Origin of the sequence: Emticicia sp. SJ17W-69, assembly GCF_051209875.1 — a bacterium.
GTDB lineage: Bacteria > Bacteroidota > Bacteroidia > Cytophagales > Spirosomataceae > Emticicia.
The window spans coordinates 5,083,639-5,108,403 of sequence record NZ_JBNTQY010000001.1; the positions used below are offsets into that span (position 1 = coordinate 5,083,639).

The following is a 24,765-nucleotide window of genomic DNA, read 5'->3' on the forward strand; positions in this document are numbered from 1 at the left end:
TTTAGGCGGTTTTTCTTTTAGATAAAAATTGGTGTAACATCATTTTAATCTCTCCAAAACCAACAGTAAAGAAGCCAAAAATTGTAAAATCTAAATATTTTTTTAGCCAAAAATAACCAAAAAAGACACCTGATAAAAATGTAAACAGGGTAGCTAATGCCACACCATTGATATTACCAAAAAGATGGATTCCGATAAAATCAAAAAGAACATTGGTAAATAACATGACCAATACTTTATAAAAGTTAATTCTTGGTTGATGAATAATATCTAAAGTAACACCCAAAAATCTATCAATAGGAAAAAACATGGCAAAACTCATAAAAATACGATAGACTGATACTGCATTTGTGCCAGAATATTGGCTACCACCCAGCAAAGTAATGGCTACATCTGCTAGTAAAATAGCTAATATTGAAACAGGAAAGAGGGCTAATGTAAGTGTTCCGGCATATTTTTGCATGATTGCAACCACTTCTTCTTTTCTACCTTTATTAAAGGCTTCTGACATCGAAGGCATACCTGTTGACAAGAAAGCTCTTAACGGAATCTCAATGATTTCCATCAAACGCATCGGGATTGTGAACATAGCAACCGCCGCAGGCCCAGCCGCTCCTAAAACAAACATAATGATAAAAGTATCTGAACTTCTCAGTAAATTGGTGCTAATGGTTGTACCAACACTATACTTGCCAAAATGGAACAACTCTAAGATACTTTCTTTGGTACGTTTAGTGAAAGTTCTGATGCGAGTCCAACCTTGTGCTATGCAATATAAACTTACCAATCCAGCACTGGTAGCATTGGTAATTAGCACTAAATCAAGGCTTAATTTCTTAAAAAAAATGATACCCAACACCATCACTATGAATGTACCTTGATTAATTATTCTGAGCAATAAGAGTTTGTCAAAGCGTTGGTCTGATTGTAAAATCCAAGAAGCAATAGCCGAAGGAAGTGTGAGCAAAAAAGTAATCCCAAACCATTGGATAACACTAACAATGCCAAAGTTTTGGATATATGGCAAAAAGAAAACTGCTCCAAGGTTAATGACTATCAAAACACTTGTAATAAGCAAACTTAAAAACCAGACCGACCCCAAGACTGCATCTGCTCTATTTTTTTCAGCACCAGTATAAAATTTTATCATAGCAACCTGTAAAAAACCCGTTCTGAAAGTATCTAATAAAACAAAAACCGATTGAAAAAAGAACCAATATCCAACATCATCTTTGTGCATAAACCTTAGTAAAATACCAACAGTTACCATGGCCAAGACTGACATTGAGCCATTGCCCACAAGCGATAAAAAATGCTTGTTTTTAAGTTTTAAAAGAATACTTTGAAGGTTTATCATGGTAGGAAAGTATGTTTCTTAAAGAAATACAAATAAATTAAAGTGTTCTACAATCAAAGCTTGGTAATTAACAAAAACGCAATAGCTTAGCTATTTTATTCAAAAACTAATTGATTACAGTTTCCTTGCTAACTGCTGTAGTCAACAACTGCTCTTGTACAGCATATATTTGCTTAACACATGCCTCCCAAGTATGACCTTTTGCACAATTGATTGCTGCCATTCTACCCTCAGGGTTTTGTGGTAGTAAAGCCTGCTCAATAGCTTTCTTATATCCATCTGCACCGATAGCCAATTCAACATGCGGTAAAAACATTTGCATTGCTGGTGTATCGGTGGCAACTGTCGGTTTTCCCATAGCCAAATATTCGTCTATTTTTCTTGGATAATTACCGATAGTCAAAGCATTTACTAATTGAGGATTCATACACACATCTAAATGCTGTATATATGAAGGCAATTGGCTTGGTTTTTTTGAACCTAAAAAATGCACGTTTTTGATTGCATGAAGGCTGCTTTGTTGGAACATGATTTCCTCTGGCCCAATCAATACAATTTGCCAAGAAGGGTTGGCGTTTGCTACTTGTTCGAGCAAGTCAATATCTAACCTTTCACCTGTCAAAAAGCCAACATACCCAATACGAGGATGAGCAATAGTAGCTAAATCTGATGGTTCTGGATAAGAAAAATCAGCATCGTACATATCAGTTTCACAACCTTGTCCAATGTCTAAACTGATTTTGTTATAATCTCTCGCACAATCGGCTAAATAGGCTGAATTGGCAAAAATAGCATCCGCCAATGCAATCGTCTGAGGCTCAATCCTACTTCCATGAAATTTAAAGTATGGATGCTCAGTCAAATTATCTCGAATGTAGTAAAAGCTCAACAATGGTTGCAGATATTTTTTGGTAAACAACCCAGTAAACATTTGACTATCATTAAACACTACACTGTTTTCATTTTTCCATCCTAATTCCTTGATGGCTTTTTTCAAACTACCGAAAAATCCTTTCGCATTTCTTTCGTTAAGAAAATTATACAAGGATATACTTTTCAGCCAGTTGATTGAATGCGAAATGCTTTGAGGGGTATGCACCCATAAAGTCTCTGATATTTTGACAGTAGCTTCACCAAAACCTAAGGCTAATTTCAGTCTTTTTCTACCATGAGCCGTTTTTATTTGTTTAAAAATCGACTTTATATCCATAGCAGGATTTACATATAAAACAGGTTGTGTTTTACTAAACTCCACTGCTAAGTTTCGTGCATTACTTCCTAAATTCAACTCCCACTCTTGTTGGGCTATTAATATAAATGCTTCAGGTCGTCTCGACATATTTTTTTGCTTTTAGTTTTCAAACCTTGTTTGAAGCCCCAAATAAGACTAAGAATAGCTGGTATGGCAATGATATCCCAAGGCATAATTAATGGCTATTTTGAGGTGAATCGCCATGCGGCGTATGAATAAATTGCTTACGAGCCTTACCAATTTTCAACATGGCTTTTAGCATGGAGATTAATGCAATAGGTATCTGCAAAAATGCCTTTAATAACTGCTTATTATACCATTGTGATGGAATACCCATGAGTAATGCAATAGCTAGAGCGATAAATAATGCTACACTAAAGTTTATAAATTGGCTTGCAAAGAAAAATGTAAAGAATAACCATAAGCCTAAAACCCCGACCAACATCACTCTTGGAAACAAATATGTTTGGAATACTTTGTTAAAAAAGGCAACATTTCCCTTGAAAAGTTGGAACCAACCTTCGATAAAATATTTTTCAAAAAACTCAACTTGTGTAGCCAGCCATCTGCTTCTCTGTTGACTGAAAACATCAGTTTTTGCAACTTTTTCGTCATAAACATATTGTCCGTCCAAGAAAGCTACTTTTTTTCTGAGTCTCACCAATCTAAATTCCAATTCTTTATCTTCGCCTGATGTATCACCAATATCTTCTAAAAGCGACACAAATAACTTCCAGTCAAAAGCCATTCCGCTACCAATCAAAGCAGAAGGTAAACCTACCGCCACATGCCCTCTACGGAAAATATGATTGTTAATTTCTTCAGTACAAGCATCTAAGAGAGCGAAAGGTGTTTGGGTATTCTTGGCAGTTCGGTGTCCTTGTACAGCTTCATATCCTTGCTCAAAAGCATTATTGACTGCATGTAAAAAACCATCTGCAATGTGATTATCGGCATCCAAAATCAATAAAATATCAACTGGCTCATGGGCGGTTGCTTCAATAGCTTTTTGAAGGGCTTTTCCCTTCGTACTTTTTTCAAAACTCACTTCTACAACCTTAATTGGTAGGGTTTTGAGTGTAGCTAAAGTAGATTGACTAAACGAATCTGCAATGATAACAACCTCGAAAAGTTCTTTCGGGTAGTCTTGTTGAATCGCATTTTTAGCTGTATCAATGATGACCGAATCTTCTTTATATCCTGGAATAAAAATGCGTATTTTTCTCAAAGTTTTGGCTTGAGTAAAGTGCGTTTTTTTGCCAATTTTTCCAGCCAATGAGAAAAATAATAGGTAGCCCACCTGAATGGTGAGATAAACAAGAATGAAATATTGAATCGAGGTACTTATGGTTTGTATCATAGTGTTGGCATCAAATCTATTTTTGTTTTTCCAATAAAAGTGGACGAATGGTTATTAGGCTCTTTGTGGTGTGGTTTTGAAAAATTCCATAATAGAGCTTTCCAAATAGATTTTGAATGTTCCCATTCTTTCTTTAATCCATGTTTAAGAATATGAACCATTGAGGAAACCAACACAAAAAAAGTACTTGCAATCAGCCATTTGAAACCACTATAATTGCGACGAATATACAAAAAGCGATTTCGGTAGATATAATAAGTTTTGAAGGGCGAATTCTTCCCTGTTGAAACAGATTCTTTATGATAAATTTCTGCAGTGCCAACATAATGAACTTCATAGCCTGCTTTTTTAAACCTTGCCGCCCAATCTAATTCTTCGTAATATAAAAAATACATTTCACTCATCGGCCCCACTTGATTCAATAATTTCATAGGAATCATCATGGCAGCACCGTTCGGCAAATCGGTTACTCTACAATCATCAAACTGACCATTATCTTTTTGTAAATATCCAATATCATAGCTTCTACTCGTGAGGGGATGCAGACCAATCGCTCCTGCATATTGAATCGTATCAGGCATATAAAAGTATTTGATTTTTGGGCAAGCCATCGCACATTTGGGGTGTGTCTGCAAATATGCCACTAATTCTGTCACTAAATTGGGCGTAACCTCAGTATCATTGTTGATAAAAAAAGCAAAGTCTCCTTTAGCAAATTGTAAGCCAATGTTATTTCCCCCTGCAAAACCAAGGTTTTCGGGACTACTGACATGCTTGATAAATGGAAATTCATTCTTCAAAACCACAGAAGAATGATTGGGCGAAGCATTATCAACCACGATAACTTCCCAATTTTGGTAGGTCAGTTTATCCAACGAACGCAGCATAGCTGCCGTTACTTCTGGAGTATCGTAATTTACAGTAATTATTGAAACTAAAGGTTCTTTCATGCGGTAATTGTTTGAGGTTGCGGTGTGTCCCACCTTGGACTTAACCAAATCAAGGTCCAACTAATATAAACAATCATAGATGATGGCATAGCATTTAATACTTCATTGCCATAACTACATAATAATATCCCAGTAGCTCCCCCACATAACGACATCAACTTATTTCTAAGCACGGGGTCACGGGTTTTCCAAATTATCCCGGCTGATTTTCCAGTGATATACAACATAATACCAAACCATATAATGAACCCAATAACACCATACATTGCCCATATTTTGACGTACAAACTATCTGGTGGTATTGTTGAAATATATTTATCTGCGTTATAGGTTGTACCCCACTGACCAATTGTCCCTACACCCGTACCAAAAGGCTTGGTTGCCAAATAGTCTTTCAATATTTTTTGGTTGAAAAGCCTAACTTTTAAAGAAGGGTCTTCAGGGTCTAATGAGGTTCTCAATCGCTGAATTTGGTCATTCCCACTACCAATAGAAGTATATTTTAATACCCCTAAAAAACCAATACCAACAATACCGCCCAATATTAGAATCTTCACTTGTTTACTTAATACCAAAAATGTAAATCCTCCGCCAACCAAAGCAGCCATCGCTCCTCTTGTACCCGATATCAACATTCCATAAAAAATTACTAATCCTGCTATACCATACCAAATTTTCAATTTTTGAGAATGGGGGCCAATCGCTAAAATAATACACATGATCGCCAATTGTGCTTGTGAAGCTCCAAACTGCCCCGCTTCAGCATAATATGAAAACACCCGTAACTTTCCAAAAAGGATATGTGTTTTTTTTGCTCCCGCCTCTAACCAGCGATTCTCGGCTTCATCAACTCCTATAAACAATTGCTTTGCACCATATAAAGCACCTATCAAAGAGAGAACAATGATGATATTCAAAAAAAGGTCAACATCTTTCTTTTTATTAAATAAGAAAAACGCCAAAGGAATTGACAAAACCCAGTATAATGTTGCTGACCTCATTTCATAAAACCACCCTAAAATACTTGGTCTTTCAGGGTTTCCTATTTGTAGGACGGTGATAGCAAACCACACTAATGCCAGCCATACTAAATCATTATTCAAATGTCTAAATCTAAATCGACTGGTTCTATAAAAAAATACACCTAACCATGTTAATAACAATAAGCCATCTTGTCCCAAACCAAATTGGGGGCCTTCTATATGTTTACCAAGTGTAGGCTGGATAAAGCAATAAAACATAAATACAATCAGACCAATACGAGGCTTTAAAAAAATTAAGGATACAAAGCCTATAAGGAAAGGTATTATTAAAAGTAAAATACCCATGGACATGCCTCTGGTGGCAATCAACCAACCAAATGCAACAGCAAAAAACAATGCTGGAATTAACCAAATCTCCTTTAGTTTATTTCTATTCGATATGTAAAATGCGTTACTTTCCATACTTATCTTCCCTCCTTTCAATTACCATGGGAAAACTCCAAATAGCTTATCGAATTCGTTTTCTATTACCAAATTCAAATTTAACTAGTCTTTTTATGAGTGTTCGGAGGTGGGTTCTTTTCTTTGGAACTTCTCCTATATATTCTTCGGCAAAGTCAGTGTCCACGCCATTAAGGATAAATAATGGTTTTTTTTCTGTTGTTTTTGTAAATATCGTTAATATTTCTTTATCGACTTTGCCCCAAACACGATTGGCTCGACAAACCAAAATTGAGTAATTAAGTTCAGGAAAAAGTCCTGGTTTTATAATGATATCATCTAATGGTGGAAACTCAATCAAAACAAAGTCTTTGGTTTCAGCCAATCTATTCGCTCTTTCCATTAATTGTCCATCCAAATTAATAGGCATTGAAATTCCCAATAATTTATTTTCTTTTTCTTTTATTGTAAGTGGTAAATAAGAAGGTGAAGCATCAGTAGAATTATCTAACAGTATTTGTTTTTCAACACTATAATTCAAATCTAATAATTCTCGCTCCAACAAATTAATAATTGTTGATTTTCCTTCTCCTTTTTGTGTACTTAATACACCCACTACAATTGGCTTTTGCCTAGTATCAACAGTAGCTAAAAACTGTTGTAAAATACGTAAATTAGCTTTTTTGATAAAATTTGGATTTTCGTTCAATAAAGGATAAATACCCAACAAAGGAGTATCTATCGTTCTTTTAGCTCTCAAAGGCTCTAATAGGGTTTTATTAATTAAAGCATTAGCCAAAATAACTGCTAAAACTAAAATAAAACCAACCACAAAGCCTACAACCACCAGAACCATTCTTTTTGAAGCACTTGGTTTTAATGGTAAGAAAGGTGGATCAACTACATTGAGCTTTGAGGTAAGTTCGGTATTCTGCTGTGTCAATCGAGCCATATTTAAACCATGCAAAAGTTCTAAATACTCTGCCTCTGACACACCAATCTGACGCTCAATTTTCTTTAACATTGCTCCTAATGGTGCAAATTTTTGATACTCTATTTCAAACTCCTTTTTACGTTTATCCATTACGGTTAACTTTGCTTTACTTTGTTCATAAGCAAGTGTCGTTTTTAACCATTCATCCAATACACTTTTAGTAGGTATCCCATTAGGCAAACTGCTTTCTGTTGATAATTTATCTAAGGTTGTTTTTAGGCTTGCTTCTACCTTTGTTGCTACGTTTTTCAAGCTATCTACTTGTTTTTTATTGCTTCCATCGGTATTTACTATTTCACTTAACGCAACTTTATTATAAATATCGGTCAATTTATCTCTCTCTCTGACAATTTCTTCGCCATAAAATATTTGATTTAATCTACCTTTGAGATTGCTATTTACTTTATCTAAAGAAGAGCCTGCAGCCATTTTTTCCATCTCTAAGTTATGGTTCATGGCATACAAAATTTCTTTTTCTCCCGCTACGGCTTTGGTTTGCTCATAGTAGTTGATGATATTATTATCTTTATTAAAGTTTAGAAAATTACGTTCCGAAGAATCAAGTTTAGCAAAAGCTCTTTTTGTTTCATTCTCAAAATAATTGACTACCGTTCCTGTTTGCCCTTCTCTCAGCAACTTATTCTTACGCATAAATGTCGTTTCCAATAGCTCAAGTGTTCTTTTACAAACATAAGGATCATTACTTTCATAAGAAATCTTAATTAAATCACTATTGCTCATACGAGAAGCTTTTACATTTTTAAGAGCTTCAAACGAATAAAATGCGTTGTCAGAATAAAGCAATTTGTAAATTTCATTGTCATTACTTTTAATTGCACAACTCACTACAGCGGCACGTGTTTCGGCCAAGGTTGGTTTTACTAACTTAGCTCTTAGCTCAGGGCTTATCAACTTTTGCAGTTGGTCATAAGTTGCCCAAGTAAGCATATTAGGATCATGTTTTTTCAAGAATAGATGTTCAGCAATCAAATCATAAGCCACATCCTGCTTAGTATCTCTTGACTCAATCAATGAAAGCAAATTATCGAAGGCATTACTGGATGCAAAATAATCGGCTTTTGTAGAGCCATTAAGGTCATATCCAGAGGCGATTCCAGTATAAATAGTTGATTCTGACGCATAAACTTTTTTTTCATTTCGGGTAAAGTAATAGATAGCTGCTGCCAAAACCAAAGGAATCAGTAGTAACCAAATTATATTTTTGGAAAGTAATTTTAAAAAATGTAAAAAACTCATTTTACCTGATTTAGTAATGTTGAAAAGCTCACACCTGTATAAGCATCAAGAAGCATAAGACCAGTCTGGAAACTATTGAGGTTTGTTTCGTAATCAATCTTTGCTTTATTAAACATATCTAACACTCTCGAATTTTGCTCTACCGTTATTTGTCCTTGCATAAAATCTCTTTCTGCCATTTTATAATTTACTTCGGCAGCCTGTCTGATGTTTCTACTTAAGAACAAAAGTCTATGTGATAATTTTAGAGCTTGGTAGAGCCTAATTACCTCTTGTTTTACCACTAAAGCTGAATTGTCTTTCTCAGCTTCTGCAATTTCTATCAATGATTGACCAGAACTCAACAGGTGTTTCCTGTTAATGATATTAGTGATTGGAATTTGTAAGCCTACCCCTATATTATAAAAACCTGTTTGGGCAGTTGTAAGATTATTTTGTATGTTCTGCGTACTTACCGCCGAATAATTCGTCCCATAATAATAGCTTGATAAAAATGACAAGCCGCTATAAATTACATTTTTATTTATTCGCTGATTGGCTTCAGCCAAAGCAACACTACCAGCTACTCTTCTAATTTGTGGAGAAAGTTTTTGTGCCGAGTTAATCAAAATTGGTAAAAGTTGATCAGTTGCGAAAGCCTTCACTAAAAGCGAATCTGTTGAAAGCTTTTGACAAATTGCTTTTGTCGGAATTAACCCTAAGCTTATCCAAATTGTCAATCCAATGCTATATTTTTTATACCAGATCATGGTTCTATTAGTAATTTAGCTATAGTTACAAGTAATAAATATACTCTTGTCAAAAACTATGCCTATATCTGTGTGGGCACCTTTTATAAATACGATATTTTTCACAAACAAGACTTTTACCTTCCGTTTTGATAGATATTAAGCATTTTTTGTGCAGTTTTTTCCCACGTAAACATACTTGGTCTTAAATATCCCAAAGTAATTTTTTCTTTTCGAAGGGCCTCGTTTTCATAAGCAGTCTGCATAGCAGTAGCTATTTCTTCAACTGAGTACGGATTGACCAAAAAAGCTGCATCTCCAGCTACCTCGGGCATTGCTGAAATATTTGAAGTAACAACTGGTGTTCCAAAAGCCATTGCCTCCAAAATTGGTAATCCAAAGCCTTCCCGAAGCGACGGATATAAAAAAACCTTAGCTTCAGCATACAATGTCAGCAACACATTTTCTTCTACAAAGCCCGCCAAAACAAAACGTTTGAGGTAATCAATTTCACCGATTTCATTCAAAATATCTTCAACAAATGATTGCTTCAAGCCAGTAATCACTAACTTAACTTTTGGATTTATCTTGGCAAATAATACAAATGCCTTTACTGTATTGCCTACATTTTTACGTGGTTCAACATTTCCCAAAAACAAAAAGAAATCTTCTTCCAAATGCAGTTTGTTCCGCACTTCATTGAGCGTTTCTGCACTTGGTTTTACGCCAAAACGACCACTTACTCCGTTATGAACTACTGCAATAGCATCTTTGTTCAAACCCAAAACTTTAGAGATATTGGCTTGTTCAACAGCCGAAATCGTTACGATTTGTTGGCATTTACCTACAATTTTCGGCACAAGCCATTTGCGATAAAGATTTCCAAATTTTTGGTAATTCGATGAGGTGTTTTTGCCTGAGGTTTTCTCCATAAAAATGACGTCATGAAGTGTCAATACCAACGGCATCGACAAAAACATCGGAGCTGTATTGCTGGTGCAATGAAGTATGTCAACTCCGTATTTTTTTGCATAAATTGGTAGCATGACTTGTTCCCAAAAAACATAGTTTCCTCCTGGTACTTGGATGATGTGAAAATTGGATGTTTCACTCAAACAAGTATGGTCTTCATCTGCTTTTACAAAAACAAAATATTCGTTTTTAGAATCAATTACTTGTAAAGCACGTATTAATTCTAAGGCAACAATATCCATCCCATGCTTATGCGGGCGAAAAAGTCGCTGGGCCTCAATGCCTATTTTCATTTTTGGGGAGATTAAATAAATTCGTTCAAACGCTTTAGTTCGTCTTTGATAACTAATTTTGCGTGATTGATTTCGACTGCTAGTGTTTCGTATCTTTTTTGTAGTTCACCACCATCAGGATTTGCTTTAGCATACGTCTCAAAATCTTGAAGTTTTGGATGCAAAAATGTAAGCCCAACCATTGAAAACGATGGCTTCACTTGGTGTGCCATATCTCCAACTGCCTTATAATTTTTGTTATTGATTTCATCTGAGATTTTTTCCCAAATAGGCATGTTATCATCTAAAAAAGACTCAAACATTATTTGAATGATGGTTAAATCCCCCCCATAGATTTCTTGGAGGTAGTCGGCGTTAAGTAATGGATTGAAAGCAAACATATTAGGAATTTTTATAAATTATTTATTTGCAAATATTGTACCATCAAGCACGTGTGTTTATAAATTTATTATATATTAGCAGAAAACTAACTGTCTAATTCTATTTATCTAATAAAAACGAATGGCTAACAATAATCTGTTACTATTTATCCAAAATATTCTTCCAATTCCGACAACCATAGCAACCGAGATTGTCAACCATTTTAAAGACATTTCTATACCAAAGAATCATTATTTGGTTCAAGAAGGGAAAATCAGCAATGAGTATGTTTTTTTATTGGATGGTTTAATTCGCTCTTATACTTTTGATACCGAAGGTAATGATATTACCACCAATTTTTATACTAAAAACCACATAGTTTTAGAAGTCTCTTCATTTTTTAATCGCACACCTGCTCAAGAAAGTTTTCAAGCACTGACAGACTGCAAAGGACTGATAATCAACTATGAACAAGTACAAATATTGTTTCATTCGATTCCTGAATTTCGAGAATTTGGGAGAAAAGTATTGGTACAAAACATCACTACATTGAAGCAACGCATGCTTTCGATGATTAACCAAACTGCTGAAGAACGATACGAAGATTTGATACTCACCAAGCCTGAAATCCTACAAAATGCTCCCCTCAAAAACATCGCAACTTATTTGGGGATTACAGATACTTCATTGAGTAGAATCAGAAAAGAATTTACGAAAAAAGGAGGATGATTTCTTGCCATTTGCTAAGTAAAATTTCTTTTTTGTAACTGACCTTTGCTAAGCAATCAAAATATACCGCAATGAGCAATCTTCCTTCCTACATCAGCATTGTTTTTACCTGTACAACACTCTTGACTTTATGGTTATTTTCAAGAACGGTCAATTATTCTAAAATTGCATTAATCATTGTCATTCTTTGGGCAATTTTTCAGAGTTTGATGGGTATATCTGGCTTTTACTCTAACCTCAATTCTTTTCCTCCAAGATTTTTATTGTTGATAGCTCCTGCTATTCTTTTGATTATTATTATATTCAATACAAACAAAGGACAGGCATTTATCGATCAACTTTCAATCGAAAAAATAACTTTAATACACATTGTCAGAATCCCTGTTGAGATTGTATTGCTTTGGTTATTTCTGCAAAAAAAGATTCCTCAACTTATGACTTTTGAAGGGAGAAACTTTGATATTTTAGCAGGAATTACCGCTCCGATTGTCTATTATTTGGTATTTGTGAAGCAACTTATGAGCAAGAAAATGCTCTTGTTTTGGAATTTTGCTTGCCTTGCTTTATTGCTCAATATTGTGATAAATGCTTTATTATCAGCACCTTTACCATTCCAACAATTTGCCTTTGAACAACCTAATATTGCCATTCTTTATTTTCCTTTTAATCTACTACCAAGTGTTGTTGTACCTTTGGTTTTATTCGCTCATTTGGTAGCAATTCGTAGGTTTTTAAAGAAATAACTACCCTAAGAAAAATTTGTTTTTGAATTTTTGGTTTGGGGTGTTTTTATTGGGATATTGTGGGGAATTAAGCATTTTTAATAATATACCGACTAAAAAATTAAAATTAATAAATACTGAAAGTGTATAAGTAAACTGCTCGAATAACTCTATGTATTTACTTGTGTTAGAAAGGTATTTAAAAATAGGTTTTTAGAACAAATCAGCAAAACCAATGATTGAAATAGTTACAGTCAAATCAACATTTTTATGAAAGAAAACAAATACTCAAAAATGAGTTTAGAAGAGCTTAAAGCCAAAGAAAAAACAACCAAAAGTGCTATTTCGGCTTTTATTGGAGTCCTCATGGTTCTGGTATTTGCTGTGGTGTTTTTAGGAATTAGACAAGGATTTAGTGCTTTTTCGGTCTTGCCATTAGCATTTCTTCCTCTCGTAATTGTTATTATTAATGGTTTGAAAAAATTGCAAGATGAAATTAAATCAAGATCATAATTAAACCTCCAAAGTGAAGCTTTCTCAATAGTTTCACTTTGGAAAAAATCTTCAGTATCAAAAAATAAATCTTCAAACGCCTAATTTATCCAGTTCGAAAACCTCGATAGGTTTACCCATCACCTCAATGCGATGGTTGCTTCCCCATTTAATCATTGAATCAAGCACCGTCTTTAATGATTTGCCAGAATCACTCAATTCATATTCGACAGTTACAGGTATTGTTGGCTGCACCTTTCTGACAATAATACCATTGATTTCTAACTCTTTCAATTCTTTAGAGAGCATCCTTGGTGTAATTTTCGGGATATTTTTTTCTAAATCTTTGAATCGTCTTTTTCCAAACAATAAAACTCCAATGATGGGTAATTTCCATTTACCATTCATTACGTTTAGCGTGTCTTTAATAGCTAAAATGAAGCCTACTGGACAATCTTGATAGCTATTACATTCTTTCGATGTTTCCATAATACATTGATTATCAAATTGCTATACTTTAGTATAGTGATATTTTTTAGTATATTACTTACTATTATATAGCAAAGGTAGTACATTTGTATCAAAAATTAAAACAAACTAAAGAAAATGGAATTAATTGATAAAATGAATTGGCGTTATGCGGCGAAAGCGATGACTGGAGAAGTAGTCCCACAAGAGAAAATTGATAGAATCATAGAAGCTGCTCGCCTTGCTCCTACTTCAAGTGGGTTGCAACCGTTTGAAATTATTGTTGTAACCAATCAAGCAATTAAAGATGAAATTAAGGCAATTGCGTGGAATCAATCGGTCGTAGCTGATTGCTCTCATTTATTAGTTTTTGCCGCTTGGGATACATACACACCTGAGCGTATCAATAAAATGTTTGACCTGACGAATGAAGTTCGTGGTTTTAGCAACGAAGGCTGGGAAAATTATCGTAAAATGTTGTTGAATACGTATCCTAATCGTGAGGAAGATGTAAACTTTAATCACGCTGCCAAGCAAGCCTATATTGCCTTTAGTTTGGCAGTAGTTGCAGCGGCATTTGAAGGCGTTGATAGCACCCCAATGGAAGGATTTGATGCAAATGCTTTAGATAAAATTTTAGGGTTGAGAGAAAAAGGTCTTAGAAGTTGTGTAATATTACCAATTGGATTCCGTAAAGTAGAAGGTGACTGGTTGGTTAATTTACCAAAAGTAAGAAAAAGTACAGAAGATTTTGTAACGGTAGTTGCGTAATTCATTCAATAATCAAGATTTATTAGACTCCATCCAATGACTTACTTGGATGGAGTTCTTTTTTTATATCCGTTGAAAAAAGAAATTGCAATTTCTTCCTATGGACTTTTTTCATCAGACATAAGTCGGGTATTGATATTGACACAACCGCCAATATTAGCACTAAAGGTTACACCATTTTGAGCCTGAAAACCTGGTAGAAGTATAACAGCTTTGGCGGCATCATAATTAACGTTCGCTCCATTATTAAGTATATTATTAGCTGTAATACTTTGCCCTGCTTCATATTTTAAGAGTGAGTTGGAAGTAATAGCACCAATCAAATTCCATGCAGGTTGACAATTAGCATTGGAGATTTTTATCAAAAAAGTATCAGCCAAACATTGGCTTCCATCTTTTACGATATACTGAGTATTATTGATAGGAGAAACTACTAAACCTCGACTACTAAAATTGGCATTTAGCCAAGCATAATCACCTATCCATGAAGCATTTAGGGCAATATTTGTTAAATTATTAGCTTGTGTAATAGTTTGCTTGATGTTTACATCTTTCATCATTGTAAACTTATCTTTAATTACTCCGTCATCAGCAATCCATTTGGCATCGAGGCGATTTGCTTCTATTTCCAAATACAAAGATCCGGCATTGTCGGTATTTGAAAAATACATGGCATTATGTGGATAACTTGGTTGTGTAATTCCTGCCCAACCTGCCGAGCCTGTCACTACATAGACAATACCAGTATTAGGTAAATTTGAAGTTTTAACATAGGGGCAAGAGTCTGTCGAACCATCGTATTTTCCACTTGAAGAAGTAGGATTATGAAGAGCGGCATTGAAAGTTGGTTCTAAACCTGTATGCCCTTTCATCAGCCTTGAACGTTCATAATTATGGCTATGTCCGCAAAGCACTAAATCAACCTTATACTGTTCCAAAATTGGTACGACATTTTGTCGAATAAATTTTAGTTCACTCTCATTATCGGAATTATGACTGCCCATTGTATAGGGTGGGTGATGCCAATACAAAATCGTCCATTTTTGTGTATTTGCTGCCAAATCAGCCTTCAACCAAGTGATTTGTGGGCTTGTTATGTCGTAAATTCGGTAATTACTGGCTGTTTCTGTACCATAAGAATCTAAACTTACAAAATGGATATTGGCATAATTATAAGAATAATATTCTTTATGCCCAGATGGTACACCACCAATCTCCCCATTAATTGGCAAGCTAAAATTGCTATAATAAGGCATAATATGGTCGCTCCGTGCAGTACCTGTTGCTCCATAATCGTGGTTACCAGGTGTTGGAAAAATTACGGTTTGCTTCATGATTCGGGCATTTTGGTAGGGCTCAAAAAACCTCGTTTGGTACTCCGAATCATAACCATAGTTATAAGCATTATCGCCTAAAAGCAACCATAAATCAATGTATTGACTGCCTACATAGTTGAGAAACTTATCTTTTACAGCCACTTGTGTAGGCAAGCCTGTACCGCAATCGCCTGTTACCCAAACACGGGTTTTCTTTTCTGTACCGATGGTTGGAGCAGTAATAAAATAGTTTAGCTCTGATCCTTGCAAAACCTCGGTAGATGTACCAATTGAGTAAAAATACTGAGTATTTGGCGTAAGTCCAGTAAGATTGACAATATGTTCAGTCGTCAGGGTTACATCTAAAACATTACTACTAAGATTCGTAGGATTTATTCCGTAATTAACTTTTGTAGTAGAAGCAATATTTGTTCGCCAACGAATCTGCATACTATTTGATGTACCCATTTGCAAATAAGGGCCTCGACTAACTGCATAATTTGAATTCAATAATTCACAGTCAAATGAAATATCAGAACTTGTTGCGGTATTTTGGTGAATTTCTACCGCAATCACATTCATTCCAACTTGCAAATTTACACCTGCAATAGTCGTTTCCAACCAAGTATTTCCATCATCTGATGCCAAAGAAGCAAGAGTCTGATAATTTTGATTAATGGCGATATTATCTCTAAAAACTTCATTACCATTGATATAAACAACCGCCCCATCGTCTCGTTTGATACGTAATTTGTAGTACGGAAAAACTGTAGCGACAGAAAAACTCTTACGAAAATAAGTTGTAATATATTTATTGCTTGCATTTCCACCGAAGCTCACCAAAGTTGCTTCATCCCCATCTCCATAGCCTAATTGTGAAGCACCCGAAGCCCAACTTGCATCATTAAATCCTGCACTTTGCCAAGCAGTGCCTTGATCAGAGCCATTATCTAAATATTTCCAAGTATTGCCACTTGATATAATTTGTGCAGAAACTGATTTTAACACAAAACAAAATAGAAGTAAATATAGTCTGAAAATCATAGCTGCATTAACCTTTGATATTTATGCAAAGTTTATGATTTTATCTCGAAAAAGACAAAGAATAGTAGGCTGAATAAACCTTTTTTCTACATCAAATCTTCAAATCGCTCCAGCATCAAAATTGAAGCTTGTGGGAGAATAACATATTTTTCGCCCTCGTATTGCACTTCGATGGCGTGGCGTTGCAGATAAATCGCTAAATCACCCTCTTGGGCTTGAAGTGGCATATACTTTACTTTTTCTTCGGTCTCCTTCCAAGGCTCATCTTCTGTTTGATTGGGCAAAGGATAACCAGGCCCAACTTTGATGATATAGCCGCTTTGCACTTCTTCTTTTTCAGTAACGGTTGGAGGCAAATAAAGTCCAGTATTTGTTTTATCCGAAGGATTTTTAGGTTTTATCAAAACTTTATCGCCTACTACGATTAATCTTTTCAATTTATTATCTGATGTTACGCCTAGCATAAACTAATGAGTGATTGAGTGAATGTTGGAATGAGTGAATATCAAAATATACACTTAATATTTAAAAAATCTCCCTTATGCGAATGCCAGTGGATGCCGAAGGGGGAAAGCCTGACGAAGTCGGCAGGGATATGTAAAATTAACTCAAAACCTGATAGACCACAAATGCCGATACATAAGCAAGCACTGACATATAAATCAATTGAATAATTGGCCATTTCCAGCCTTTGGTTTCTCTATAAACTACTGCCAACGTGCTCATACACATCATAGCAAAAACATAAAATATCAAGAGTGAAAATGAGGTAGCTACCGAAAAAGTTGGCATCCCTGTTTCAATATTTACTTCATTTCTAAGACGTTCTTTGATAGTGGTTTCGTTTTCAGCATCTGCACCTATGCTATAAATGGTTGAAACCGTTCCTACAAATACCTCACGTGCTGCAAACGAAGTAATGAGAGCAATACCAATTTTCCAATCATAGCCCAAAGGTTTGATGGCTGGTTCGATGAATTTCCCAAAATGTCCCGCATAAGAATTTTCTAATCTTACCGATGCAATTTTTGAATCAAGTTTAGCTTGATCAAGTGTTGGATTTTGTGCAATCACTTGATTTTCAGCTTTTTGTATTTTATCACTTGGTCCATAAGATGCTAAAACCCAAAGTACAATCGAAATAGCAATGATGACTTTTCCTGCTTCAAAAACAAAGGTTTTTACTTTCTCTAAAATAGCAAAACCTACCTGTTTCCAACGTGGTTTTTTATAGGTGGGCAATTCCATGATAAAATAGCTTTTTTCGCTTGATTTTAGCATGAATTTCATGATCCATCCTGCTAATAATGCCGAGAAAAAACCTAATAAATAGAGTCCCATCAAGGCCACCCCTTGCATATTGAAAAAGCCTAAGGCTTTTGTTTCTGGTACTACTAAAGCTATCAAAATCGTATAAATGGGTAGCCTCGCCGAACAGCTCATCAAAGGAGTTACCATTATCGTTATCAATCTGTCTTTCCAACTACCAATCGTACGAGCCGACATGATAGCGGGTACTGCACACGCCATGCTCGAAATCAACGGAACGACCGATTTCCCACTCATACCAAAATGCCTGATTAGCCTATCCATCAATACCACTACACGTGCCATGTAGCCCGATTCTTCTAAAATCGAAATAAATGCAAACAAAAATGCGATTTGAGGAATAAAAATAACCACTCCGCCAATTCCTGCAATCAAACCATCAGTCAAAAGGCTAACTAATTGACTATCTGGCAAATGTGACTTTAAAAATTCATTAATAAAAGCGATTCCTGAGTCAATCCAGTCCATTGGAGCTTCGGCAATGGTGAAAACTGACTGAAAAATCAAGAACAAAATAGTTAGAAAAATCACATAACCCCATATTTTATGAAGCAAAATATGGTCAATTTTTTCAGTTAATGTTTCTTTTTTAATACCTTCTTCATGAACTACTTCTGTAAGAGTCGCACTAATATCTTTGTAGCGAGCAATGGTTTCGGCAGATTGAAATTTATCGGCATTGAAATCATATTTTTTAACAATACCTTCTAAATCTTTTTGCTCATTTTCGCCTAAAAACATTAGTTTTTGAGCCTGAGCTGCATATTGAAGTGCTAAATAAGGGTTTTCAACGCCAAATTTATCTTTTACTTCTTCGTAGATTTGCTCTGATTTTTTGTCAAAAACTGGAGGGTTAATGTGTGTTTTTTTATGTTGAAGTTGATTAAATATCGTATGTTTTAGACCTTCGATACCTATCCCTTCACGGGCATTGAGTTCGACAACTGGAATACCTAAAATTTTTGAAAGTTTTCCTGAATTGATTGAAATACCTGATTCTTCAGCAACATCAAGCATATTTAAAGCTAAGATTGCAGGAACACCCAAGTCGCTGATTTGCTCAAAAAGCAACATATTTCGCTTCAAATTTGAAGCATCGGCAACCACCACAGCCAAATCGGGGTAATCTGGATTTTCAGGATTGGCAAGTACTTCCAGCACAACCTGTTCATCCAGCGAATTAGGATATATACTATATGTGCCAGGTAAATCAAGGATTTCTACATCCAAGCCTCCACCCAATCGACAAAATCCTACTTTTTTATCAACCGTTACACCTGGGAAATTGCCGATTTTTTGACGCAACCCAGTGAGTTGATTAAAAAGCGATGATTTTCCAGAATTCGGATTTCCAAGAAGTGCTACAACCTGTTTATTCTTCACAATTTATATTTTCAAATTAACTAAAAGACTAAAGTCAATGAGTTAAAAACTATCGACTATTTCAATACAATTGTAGCAGCCTCTCTTTTTCTAAGCGAAAGATGATAACCTGCCACAGTAATTCCAACAGGACAACCCAAGGGTGCGATAAAGTCCAACATTACTTCGGTGTCAGGCAAACAACCCATTTCGAGTAGCTTAAGTGACATCGTAGCATCTTTGAAATTGTTTACAATTCCTTTCTCCCCTACTTTTAAATCGGCAACAGTTTTTTCGGCTTGCACTTTATACTTTATTTAGACTGATTTCAAATAAACGTAAAATTAGGCTTTTTGGTTCTAAAATAAAAATGATTTTCATCATGTATTTATGTTGATAGATTTCTAAACTATGCCCAAAAAGCTGATAAATTCCTTGATAATGCTCAAAAATCAGTATTCATGAGCTATCTATTCAGAAAAGAAAAAAAACTCTAAAAAAGAATAAAAATCATAAAATTTCTATTTGTTTGAGTAGTATCTTTGCAGTTGTAGAGCAATTTTCTAAATTGTTCATTAGAAATATGCAAGAACTCAAAGCACTTATTGAAAAGGAAATCAGGCTTGAATGGCGTCAGCGTTATGCCCTCAACGGGATGTTGCTCTATATCGTCAGTACGGTTTTTGTGTGTTATATGAGTTTTACTTTGAAAACAAAAGGTATAGAACCTATCACTTGGAACACGCTTTTTTGGATAATTTTACTCTTTACGGCCGTTAATTCTATCACCAAAAGTTTTACACAAGAGCGAGCAGGACGACAATTGTATTATTATACATTGGCAAGTCCACAAGGCATAATTTTATCGAAAATTATTTACAATATACTGCTATTACTGGCACTTTCGTTGATTGGTTTTGTCGTCTATGCAGGTGTAATGGGAAACCCTGTGGAGAACATAGGAATGTATTTGACAGCAATTATTTTAGGAGCAATTGGTTTTTCATCAACACTTACAATGGTTGCGGGAATTGCATCAAAAGCAGAAAATACCTCAACTTTGATGGCAGTTTTGAGTTTTCCAATTATTCTACCCATGCTTTTGATGCTGATTCGTCTCTCAAAAAATGCGATGGATGGCTTAGAATGGAATACCAGTTACGACGAAATTTTAACTTTACTCGGCATTGATGCTATTGTAATCGCATTAAGTTATTTATTATTTCCTTTTTTGTGGAGAAGTTAATCTCTAAACTTCCTATGGGGCATTTGGAGGCATTACCATTGATTATTAACTAAAAAAATCCCCATTGGGGTTATGGTCTATATGAAAAAAACTTGGTGGAAAATTCTTTGTGTTCTGCTTTTGCTTTACACAATTATTCGAGGCTTAACAGGTATTGTGCCACGTCAACCTATTTTGAATGAAACCATTCGGAATGTTTACTTCCACGTGCCATTATGGTTTGGCATGATGACTTTGATGACTGCTTCGATGTGGTTTTCTATTAAATATTTGCGAAATGGACAAACCCAAGATGATGAATATGCTGTCGAATTTGCCAATGTTGCTATATTTTTTGGCATCTTAGGCTTTATGACTGGTTCTCTTTGGGGACAATTTACTTGGGGAGATTGGTTACCAAAAGACCCTAAAATCATTGCCGTAGAAGTTGGACTTTTGATATACTCTTCTTACTTTATTTTGCGAAGTTCATTTGAAGATGAGCAACGAAAAGCCAGATTATCAGCCATTTACAATATTTTTGCTTTTGCTACCTTCATTCCTTTAGTTTGGATTTTGCCAAGACTTACCGATTCGCTTCATCCAGGCAATGGGGGTAATCCTGCCTTTGGAAAATATGATATGGATAATGGCATGAGAATGGTTTTTTACCCAGCCGTTATTGGTTGGACTTTATTGGGTGTTTGGATTTCCAGTTTAAGAATTCGTTTGAGAATTATTGAACGTAGAAGTTCAAATTAATTTTTACTTAGAACGGTGCGGCGTTCCGCAATTTCAACAATAATGAAAAAATTTATATCGTTTTTAATATTACTATTTTCATCTTTCAATTTATTTGCTCAAGAAGAAGTAGCTATGGCTGACCAAATGCGTGCTGATGGCAAAATTTGGGTTGTAGTGGGCGTAATCGCTATCGTTTTTGTAGGAATTATTACCTATTTAGTTTTGTTAGATAGGAAGATAAGTAAGATAGAAAAAAGCCTATAGTCGGCAATCAACAGTCGATCAAAAGACAAAAGGTACAACATTATTTTCAACAAAAACTATCGTCCATCGTCTATTGACTGTGGACTATCAAATATCATGAAAAAATCACATATTATTGCACTTGGCGTTATTGCCATTGCTGTTGCAATCATTATTTCGACTGTTGGCGATGCCAGCACTTATGTTGGTTTCGGTGAAGCCGAGCAAGTTGCCAAAGAAGGTAGCACCAAATCAATGCACGTAGTAGGTACTTTGAAAAAAGATGCTTCGGGAAACTTTGTAGGGATGGTTTATGAGCCTTCGGTTGACCCAAATCGTTTTGAATTTGTCATGGTTGATTCATTGAATTTTGAATCAAAAGTTGTTTATAACCAACCAAAACCAGCCGATTTGGATAAATCTGAAAAAGTAGTAGTAGTTGGCAAAATGGATTTGGAAAATAAATGTTTCAAAGCAGAGCAAATTCTGTTAAAATGTCCTTCGAAATACAATAACAATAAATTAGAAACCGAAGAACCAAAGAAAGCGGTTTCGATGAAGTAAAATGACAGTTTTATTCGACGGTGTTTGTAATTTTTGTAATGCTTCTATCAACTTTGTCATTGATAGAGACATTAAAGGCATTTTCAAATTTGCAGCTTTGCAGTCAGAAATTGGTCAGGAAATTTTAAAAAAATATGGCTTGAAGCAAAACGATTTTGATAGTATCATTTTAGAAAAAGAAGGAAAAATCTATCAAAAATCAGATGCTGCTCTTGAAATAGCTCGAAACTTAGATGGTTTATGGAAAATTTTCTACATTTTCAAAATCGTTCCATCATTTCTCAGAAACCCTATTTATGATTTAATTGCCAAAAATCGTTATCGCATCTTCGGAAGAACCGATGCCTGCCGAATTCCTACTCCTGAATTGAAAGCAAGGTTTTTATAAAATATACCAACAAAAAATCCAGCAATGGTTGCTGGATTTTTTTATTCATAAACTTCTTTTCTGTGTGCAATTTTTGCTATTGTTACAGTAATAATATTATCCCGAATCGCATAAACAATTCTATAATCACCCACTCTTACTCTATAAAGTGGCTTAAATTTTATATTTGGCACCTTGAAGTTAGTAAGCCTTTTATAACCATGAGGTCTCGGATTTTCTACAAGACTATCTATTTTTTCAAAAATCTCATCCTGCACCTCAGCTGGAAGTTTTCTAATTTCTCTTTCAGCACTTGTGGTAAGTATTATTTGGTACTTCATACATTTACACGCTGTGCTAAAATCTCCTTTTTAATTTCATCAAAAGGTCTTGTCGGTTCATCTTGTCTTTCAAATACAGTTAATGTATCAAGCAAATCTTCAAAAAGTTCTTGCATCTGCTGATTCCTTAAATCGAACTGTACAGCAACTTTTTCCCCTTTTGCATCTGTCAAAAAACTAATATTTCTTTTTAATGTTGCTACGGTCATATTCTCATGAGTTTTCATCACAAATATAAAACTTAATTCCAAAATAAAAACTTGTCATGCTTGTTTATCGCCGATTACGCTGTTTTTTTGCCCATTAATCATCCTATCACTTTTGCACTTAGCCAAAACTTTTATACATTTACTCCAAACTTATAGCTTGCTATATTTTATTTCAACTTTATGCCATTACTTCAAATAAAAGACTCGACCATTGAGGTTACGCCTGTTTCTGCTGATTCAGAGCTAAAATTGCCATTTGTTGATGTAGGAATTAGTGCTGGATTTCCTTCACCCGCTCTTGATTTTACCGAATTATCAATAGATTTGAATAAATACCTCATCAAAAACAAGCCTTCTACTTTTTGTGGATTTGTGAAAGGTCATTCAATGAAAAATATTGGGATATTCGACGGCGATATATTGGTGATTGATAAAAGTTTAGAGCCTGTCAATAATAAAATTGCGATATGTTTTATTGATGGTGAATTTACTTTGAAGAGAATAAAAATTGAAAAAAAACAATGTTGGCTAATCGCCGAAAACGAAGATTATAAACCTATAAAAGTGACCGAAGAAAACGATTTTATTATCTGGGGAATCATTACTTTTTCTATCAAATCATTCTGATGTTTGCCTTAGTCGATTGCAATAATTTTTACGCATCATGCCAGCGAGTTTTTCAACCAAATCTCATTGGCAAGCCTATTGTTGTTTATTCCAACAACGACGGCTGCGTTATTGCTCGAAGCAATGAGGCTAAGGCATTGGGCGTTCCGATGGGGGCTGCGGCTTATCAGTGGGAGCAGTTTTTTAAAGACAATCAGATTCAGGTTTTCTCAGCAAATTTTTCACTTTATGGTGACATGAGTCAGCGAGTAATGACTATTTTGAATGATTTTAGTCCAGAAATGGAAATTTATAGCATTGATGAGGCTTTTATAAAATTTTCAGGTTTTGAGCGTTTTAATCTCCAGCATATAGGAGAAACCATGTACCGCCGAGTAACAAAAGGTACAGGAATACCGATAAGTGTAGGCATTGCTCCAACGAAATCATTGGCAAAAGTAGCTAACAGAATAGCCAAAAAATTTCCACAACATACCAAAAACGTTTATCTCATTGATAATGATGAAAAACGCATAAAAGCCTTAAAATGGTTAAAAATAGAAGATGTTTGGGGGATAGGTCGCAAACATGCCAAACGTTTGCAAGCCATTGGCGTAAAAACCGCCTTCGATTTTACGATGCTTGAAGATGAATGGGTAAAAGAAAATATGGCCATTATAGGCTTGCGTTTGAAGCGTGATTTAGAAGGAAATCCTACCTTAGATTTGGAAGAAGCACAACCCAAAAAGAACATTGCTATCACTCGATCATTTGAAGGGAATCATTCTGAAAAGGATTTTCTACAAGAACGTATCTCTACTTTTGCTGTTTCTTGTGCCGAAAAACTACGCTTACAAAAGGCTTGTTGTAATTCGGTGATGGTCTTTATACAAACCAACCGACACCGAGTAGATTTACCTCAGTATAACCGAAACATTGTACTGAACCTACCTTTTCCGACCAATTCGAGTATTGAAATTTCAAATTTTGCTTTGCAAGCACTTACTATTATTTTCCGTGAAGGTTATCAATACAAAAGAGCAGGCGTAATCGTGCAAGATTTTACAGACGAAGACAAAACTCAGATGAATATCTTTGAAAATAGCGATGAACGTCATAAAAAATTGATGCAGTCGATTGATAAAGTCAATGCGATATTTGGCCAACAAAAAATAAGATTAGGAACGCAAGACCCTAAAAAAATTTGGAAAATGAAGCAGGAAAATCTGTCGCCAAATTATACTACCAAATTATCGGATATTATTGTTGTTCATGTATAAACGCCA

At 35.0% G+C, this 24,765-nt stretch carries 27 protein-coding genes; 11 read left to right on the forward strand and 16 right to left on the reverse strand.

The genetic code is table 11. The features are described from left to right. Position 1 precedes the first annotated feature (1 nt). From ACQUQZ_RS20825 to ACQUQZ_RS20865, 9 genes are all read right to left on the reverse strand, one after another. On the reverse strand, positions 2 to 1,357 hold the full coding sequence (locus ACQUQZ_RS20825; protein WP_435357020.1) for an oligosaccharide flippase family protein: 1,356 nt from the start codon (positions 1,355 to 1,357) through the stop codon (positions 2 to 4). Positions 1,358 to 1,463: 106 nt separating this feature from the next. Beyond that, on the reverse strand, positions 1,464 to 2,696 hold the full coding sequence (locus ACQUQZ_RS20830; protein WP_435357021.1) for a glycosyltransferase: 1,233 nt from the start codon (positions 2,694 to 2,696) through the stop codon (positions 1,464 to 1,466). A gap of 88 nt (positions 2,697 to 2,784) precedes the next feature. Further along, a complete protein-coding gene (locus ACQUQZ_RS20835; protein ID WP_435357022.1) occupies positions 2,785 to 3,969 on the reverse strand; it encodes a glycosyltransferase in 1,185 nt (394 codons plus the stop codon). Then, positions 3,966 to 4,919, reverse strand: a complete 954-nt coding sequence (locus ACQUQZ_RS20840) for a glycosyltransferase family 2 protein (RefSeq protein WP_435357023.1) — start codon at positions 4,917 to 4,919, stop codon at positions 3,966 to 3,968. Before ACQUQZ_RS20840 ends, ACQUQZ_RS20835 begins: the two co-directional genes overlap by 4 nt. After that, positions 4,916 to 6,364, reverse strand: a complete 1,449-nt coding sequence (locus ACQUQZ_RS20845; RefSeq protein ID WP_435357024.1) for an O-antigen ligase family protein — start codon at positions 6,362 to 6,364, stop codon at positions 4,916 to 4,918. Before ACQUQZ_RS20845 ends, ACQUQZ_RS20840 begins: the two co-directional genes overlap by 4 nt. A gap of 46 nt (positions 6,365 to 6,410) precedes the next feature. Then, positions 6,411 to 8,594, reverse strand: a complete 2,184-nt coding sequence (locus tag ACQUQZ_RS20850; RefSeq protein WP_435357025.1) for a hypothetical protein — start codon at positions 8,592 to 8,594, stop codon at positions 6,411 to 6,413. Further along, a complete protein-coding gene (locus tag ACQUQZ_RS20855) occupies positions 8,591 to 9,343 on the reverse strand; it encodes a TolC family protein (RefSeq protein WP_435357026.1) in 753 nt (250 codons plus the stop codon). The genes ACQUQZ_RS20850 and ACQUQZ_RS20855 overlap by 4 nt, the downstream gene beginning before the upstream one ends. 116 nt (positions 9,344 to 9,459) lie before the next feature. After that, entirely contained in the window at positions 9,460 to 10,587 is a 1,128-nt protein-coding gene (locus tag ACQUQZ_RS20860; RefSeq protein ID WP_435357027.1) for a glycosyltransferase family 4 protein, read from the reverse strand. An 11-nt stretch (positions 10,588 to 10,598) separates the two neighbouring features. Beyond that, positions 10,599 to 10,967 (reverse strand): Hpt domain-containing protein, encoded by a 369-nt coding sequence (locus ACQUQZ_RS20865; protein WP_435357028.1) that lies wholly within the window; start codon positions 10,965 to 10,967, stop codon positions 10,599 to 10,601. A 121-nt stretch (positions 10,968 to 11,088) separates the two neighbouring features. Between ACQUQZ_RS20865 and ACQUQZ_RS20870 the strand changes: the two genes are divergently transcribed. The 3 genes from ACQUQZ_RS20870 to ACQUQZ_RS20880 all read left to right on the forward strand — a co-directional run bounded on the left by ACQUQZ_RS20870 (position 11,089) and on the right by ACQUQZ_RS20880 (position 12,911). Further along, positions 11,089 to 11,676 (forward strand): Crp/Fnr family transcriptional regulator, encoded by a 588-nt coding sequence (locus ACQUQZ_RS20870; RefSeq protein ID WP_435357029.1) that lies wholly within the window; start codon positions 11,089 to 11,091, stop codon positions 11,674 to 11,676. A gap of 71 nt (positions 11,677 to 11,747) precedes the next feature. After that, positions 11,748 to 12,419 carry a hypothetical protein gene (locus ACQUQZ_RS20875; RefSeq protein WP_435357030.1) on the forward strand — a complete coding sequence of 224 codons (672 nt, stop codon included), beginning with the start codon at positions 11,748 to 11,750 and terminating at the stop codon, positions 12,417 to 12,419. 249 nt (positions 12,420 to 12,668) lie between these two features. After that, positions 12,669 to 12,911, forward strand: a complete 243-nt coding sequence (locus ACQUQZ_RS20880) for a hypothetical protein (protein ID WP_435357031.1) — start codon at positions 12,669 to 12,671, stop codon at positions 12,909 to 12,911. A gap of 72 nt (positions 12,912 to 12,983) precedes the next feature. Here ACQUQZ_RS20880 and ACQUQZ_RS20885 read toward each other — a convergent pair whose 3' ends face one another. After that, a complete protein-coding gene (locus ACQUQZ_RS20885) occupies positions 12,984 to 13,379 on the reverse strand; it encodes a winged helix-turn-helix transcriptional regulator (RefSeq protein WP_435357032.1) in 396 nt (131 codons plus the stop codon). A gap of 117 nt (positions 13,380 to 13,496) precedes the next feature. Between ACQUQZ_RS20885 and ACQUQZ_RS20890 the strand changes: the two genes are divergently transcribed. Next, entirely contained in the window at positions 13,497 to 14,129 is a 633-nt protein-coding gene (locus ACQUQZ_RS20890; protein ID WP_435357033.1) for a nitroreductase family protein, read from the forward strand. A 98-nt stretch (positions 14,130 to 14,227) separates the two neighbouring features. Here ACQUQZ_RS20890 and ACQUQZ_RS20895 read toward each other — a convergent pair whose 3' ends face one another. The 4 genes from ACQUQZ_RS20895 to ACQUQZ_RS20910 all read right to left on the reverse strand — a co-directional run bounded on the left by ACQUQZ_RS20895 (position 14,228) and on the right by ACQUQZ_RS20910 (position 19,485). Continuing rightward, complete coding sequence (locus ACQUQZ_RS20895; RefSeq protein ID WP_435357034.1) at positions 14,228 to 16,489, reverse strand: 3-coathanger stack domain-containing protein; 2,262 nt, start codon at positions 16,487 to 16,489, stop codon at positions 14,228 to 14,230. Positions 16,490 to 16,575: 86 nt separating this feature from the next. Next, on the reverse strand, positions 16,576 to 16,953 hold the full coding sequence (locus ACQUQZ_RS20900) for a co-chaperone GroES (protein ID WP_435357035.1): 378 nt from the start codon (positions 16,951 to 16,953) through the stop codon (positions 16,576 to 16,578). Between the two features lie 139 nt (positions 16,954 to 17,092). Continuing rightward, positions 17,093 to 19,201 (reverse strand): ferrous iron transport protein B, encoded by a 2,109-nt coding sequence (gene feoB / locus ACQUQZ_RS20905; RefSeq protein WP_435357036.1) that lies wholly within the window; start codon positions 19,199 to 19,201, stop codon positions 17,093 to 17,095. A 56-nt stretch (positions 19,202 to 19,257) separates the two neighbouring features. Further along, entirely contained in the window at positions 19,258 to 19,485 is a 228-nt protein-coding gene (locus ACQUQZ_RS20910; protein WP_435357037.1) for a FeoA family protein, read from the reverse strand. Between the two features lie 278 nt (positions 19,486 to 19,763). On the opposite strand from ACQUQZ_RS20910, the gene ACQUQZ_RS20915 reads away from it, so the two are divergent. The 5 genes from ACQUQZ_RS20915 (at position 19,764) to ACQUQZ_RS20935 (ending at position 22,344) form a co-directional block, all read left to right on the forward strand. Further along, positions 19,764 to 20,426: a heme exporter protein CcmB gene (locus tag ACQUQZ_RS20915; RefSeq protein ID WP_435357038.1), complete on the forward strand. Its 663-nt coding sequence runs from the start codon at positions 19,764 to 19,766 to the stop codon at positions 20,424 to 20,426. 81 nt (positions 20,427 to 20,507) lie between these two features. After that, positions 20,508 to 21,167 (forward strand): cytochrome c biogenesis protein CcsA, encoded by a 660-nt coding sequence (gene ccsA / locus ACQUQZ_RS20920; protein ID WP_435357039.1) that lies wholly within the window; start codon positions 20,508 to 20,510, stop codon positions 21,165 to 21,167. Positions 21,168 to 21,209: 42 nt separating this feature from the next. Continuing rightward, a complete protein-coding gene (locus ACQUQZ_RS20925; RefSeq protein WP_435357040.1) occupies positions 21,210 to 21,413 on the forward strand; it encodes a CcmD family protein in 204 nt (67 codons plus the stop codon). A 96-nt stretch (positions 21,414 to 21,509) separates the two neighbouring features. Next, entirely contained in the window at positions 21,510 to 21,956 is a 447-nt protein-coding gene (locus tag ACQUQZ_RS20930; RefSeq protein WP_435357041.1) for a cytochrome c maturation protein CcmE domain-containing protein, read from the forward strand. A gap of 1 nt (position 21,957) precedes the next feature. Continuing rightward, the gene (locus ACQUQZ_RS20935; protein ID WP_435357042.1) at positions 21,958 to 22,344 is read left to right on the forward strand and encodes a thiol-disulfide oxidoreductase DCC family protein; all 387 of its coding nucleotides are present in this window, start codon (positions 21,958 to 21,960) and stop codon (positions 22,342 to 22,344) included. Positions 22,345 to 22,385: 41 nt separating this feature from the next. On the opposite strand, the gene ACQUQZ_RS20940 is transcribed toward ACQUQZ_RS20935, so the two are convergent. After that, the gene (locus tag ACQUQZ_RS20940) at positions 22,386 to 22,664 is read right to left on the reverse strand and encodes a type II toxin-antitoxin system RelE family toxin (protein WP_435357043.1); all 279 of its coding nucleotides are present in this window, start codon (positions 22,662 to 22,664) and stop codon (positions 22,386 to 22,388) included. Further along, positions 22,661 to 22,873, reverse strand: a complete 213-nt coding sequence (locus ACQUQZ_RS20945; RefSeq protein ID WP_435357044.1) for a hypothetical protein — start codon at positions 22,871 to 22,873, stop codon at positions 22,661 to 22,663. The genes ACQUQZ_RS20940 and ACQUQZ_RS20945 overlap by 4 nt, the downstream gene beginning before the upstream one ends. Before the next feature lie 180 nt (positions 22,874 to 23,053). Here ACQUQZ_RS20945 and ACQUQZ_RS20950 point away from each other — a divergent pair, with 180 nt between their 5' ends. Together ACQUQZ_RS20950 and ACQUQZ_RS20955 are read left to right on the forward strand one after the other, a co-directional pair. Next, positions 23,054 to 23,500 (forward strand): LexA family protein, encoded by a 447-nt coding sequence (locus ACQUQZ_RS20950; RefSeq protein WP_435357045.1) that lies wholly within the window; start codon positions 23,054 to 23,056, stop codon positions 23,498 to 23,500. Further along, a complete protein-coding gene (locus tag ACQUQZ_RS20955) occupies positions 23,500 to 24,759 on the forward strand; it encodes a Y-family DNA polymerase (RefSeq protein ID WP_435357046.1) in 1,260 nt (419 codons plus the stop codon). The genes ACQUQZ_RS20950 and ACQUQZ_RS20955 overlap by 1 nt, the downstream gene beginning before the upstream one ends. Positions 24,760 to 24,765 lie beyond the last annotated feature (6 nt).

What these genes read in the sequence shown, in the direction of transcription:
- ACQUQZ_RS20825 (WP_435357020.1), bottom strand. Translation starts at nt 1,357, where the DNA reads ATGATAAACCTTCAAAGTATTCTTTTAAAACTTAAAAACAAGCATTTT.
- ACQUQZ_RS20830 (WP_435357021.1), bottom strand. Translation starts at nt 2,696, where the DNA reads ATGTCGAGACGACCTGAAGCATTTATATTAATAGCCCAACAAGAGTGG.
- ACQUQZ_RS20835 (WP_435357022.1), bottom strand. Translation starts at nt 3,969, where the DNA reads ATGATACAAACCATAAGTACCTCGATTCAATATTTCATTCTTGTTTAT.
- ACQUQZ_RS20840 (WP_435357023.1), bottom strand. Translation starts at nt 4,919, where the DNA reads ATGAAAGAACCTTTAGTTTCAATAATTACTGTAAATTACGATACTCCA.
- ACQUQZ_RS20845 (WP_435357024.1), bottom strand. Translation starts at nt 6,364, where the DNA reads ATGGAAAGTAACGCATTTTACATATCGAATAGAAATAAACTAAAGGAG.
- ACQUQZ_RS20850 (WP_435357025.1), bottom strand. Translation starts at nt 8,594, where the DNA reads ATGAGTTTTTTACATTTTTTAAAATTACTTTCCAAAAATATAATTTGG.
- ACQUQZ_RS20855 (WP_435357026.1), bottom strand. Translation starts at nt 9,343, where the DNA reads ATGATCTGGTATAAAAAATATAGCATTGGATTGACAATTTGGATAAGC.
- ACQUQZ_RS20860 (WP_435357027.1), bottom strand. Translation starts at nt 10,587, where the DNA reads ATGAAAATAGGCATTGAGGCCCAGCGACTTTTTCGCCCGCATAAGCAT.
- ACQUQZ_RS20865 (WP_435357028.1), bottom strand. Translation starts at nt 10,967, where the DNA reads ATGTTTGCTTTCAATCCATTACTTAACGCCGACTACCTCCAAGAAATC.
- ACQUQZ_RS20870 (WP_435357029.1), top strand. Translation starts at nt 11,089, where the DNA reads ATGGCTAACAATAATCTGTTACTATTTATCCAAAATATTCTTCCAATT.
- ACQUQZ_RS20875 (WP_435357030.1), top strand. Translation starts at nt 11,748, where the DNA reads ATGAGCAATCTTCCTTCCTACATCAGCATTGTTTTTACCTGTACAACA.
- ACQUQZ_RS20880 (WP_435357031.1), top strand. Translation starts at nt 12,669, where the DNA reads ATGAAAGAAAACAAATACTCAAAAATGAGTTTAGAAGAGCTTAAAGCC.
- ACQUQZ_RS20885 (WP_435357032.1), bottom strand. Translation starts at nt 13,379, where the DNA reads ATGGAAACATCGAAAGAATGTAATAGCTATCAAGATTGTCCAGTAGGC.
- ACQUQZ_RS20890 (WP_435357033.1), top strand. Translation starts at nt 13,497, where the DNA reads ATGGAATTAATTGATAAAATGAATTGGCGTTATGCGGCGAAAGCGATG.
- ACQUQZ_RS20895 (WP_435357034.1), bottom strand. Translation starts at nt 16,489, where the DNA reads ATGATTTTCAGACTATATTTACTTCTATTTTGTTTTGTGTTAAAATCA.
- ACQUQZ_RS20900 (WP_435357035.1), bottom strand. Translation starts at nt 16,953, where the DNA reads ATGCTAGGCGTAACATCAGATAATAAATTGAAAAGATTAATCGTAGTA.
- ACQUQZ_RS20915 (WP_435357038.1), top strand. Translation starts at nt 19,764, where the DNA reads ATGCAAGAACTCAAAGCACTTATTGAAAAGGAAATCAGGCTTGAATGG.
- ccsA (WP_435357039.1), top strand. Translation starts at nt 20,508, where the DNA reads ATGAAAAAAACTTGGTGGAAAATTCTTTGTGTTCTGCTTTTGCTTTAC.
- ACQUQZ_RS20925 (WP_435357040.1), top strand. Translation starts at nt 21,210, where the DNA reads ATGAAAAAATTTATATCGTTTTTAATATTACTATTTTCATCTTTCAAT.
- ACQUQZ_RS20930 (WP_435357041.1), top strand. Translation starts at nt 21,510, where the DNA reads ATGAAAAAATCACATATTATTGCACTTGGCGTTATTGCCATTGCTGTT.
- ACQUQZ_RS20935 (WP_435357042.1), top strand. Translation starts at nt 21,958, where the DNA reads ATGACAGTTTTATTCGACGGTGTTTGTAATTTTTGTAATGCTTCTATC.
- ACQUQZ_RS20940 (WP_435357043.1), bottom strand. Translation starts at nt 22,664, where the DNA reads ATGAAGTACCAAATAATACTTACCACAAGTGCTGAAAGAGAAATTAGA.
- ACQUQZ_RS20945 (WP_435357044.1), bottom strand. Translation starts at nt 22,873, where the DNA reads ATGACCGTAGCAACATTAAAAAGAAATATTAGTTTTTTGACAGATGCA.
- ACQUQZ_RS20950 (WP_435357045.1), top strand. Translation starts at nt 23,054, where the DNA reads ATGCCATTACTTCAAATAAAAGACTCGACCATTGAGGTTACGCCTGTT.
- ACQUQZ_RS20955 (WP_435357046.1), top strand. Translation starts at nt 23,500, where the DNA reads ATGTTTGCCTTAGTCGATTGCAATAATTTTTACGCATCATGCCAGCGA.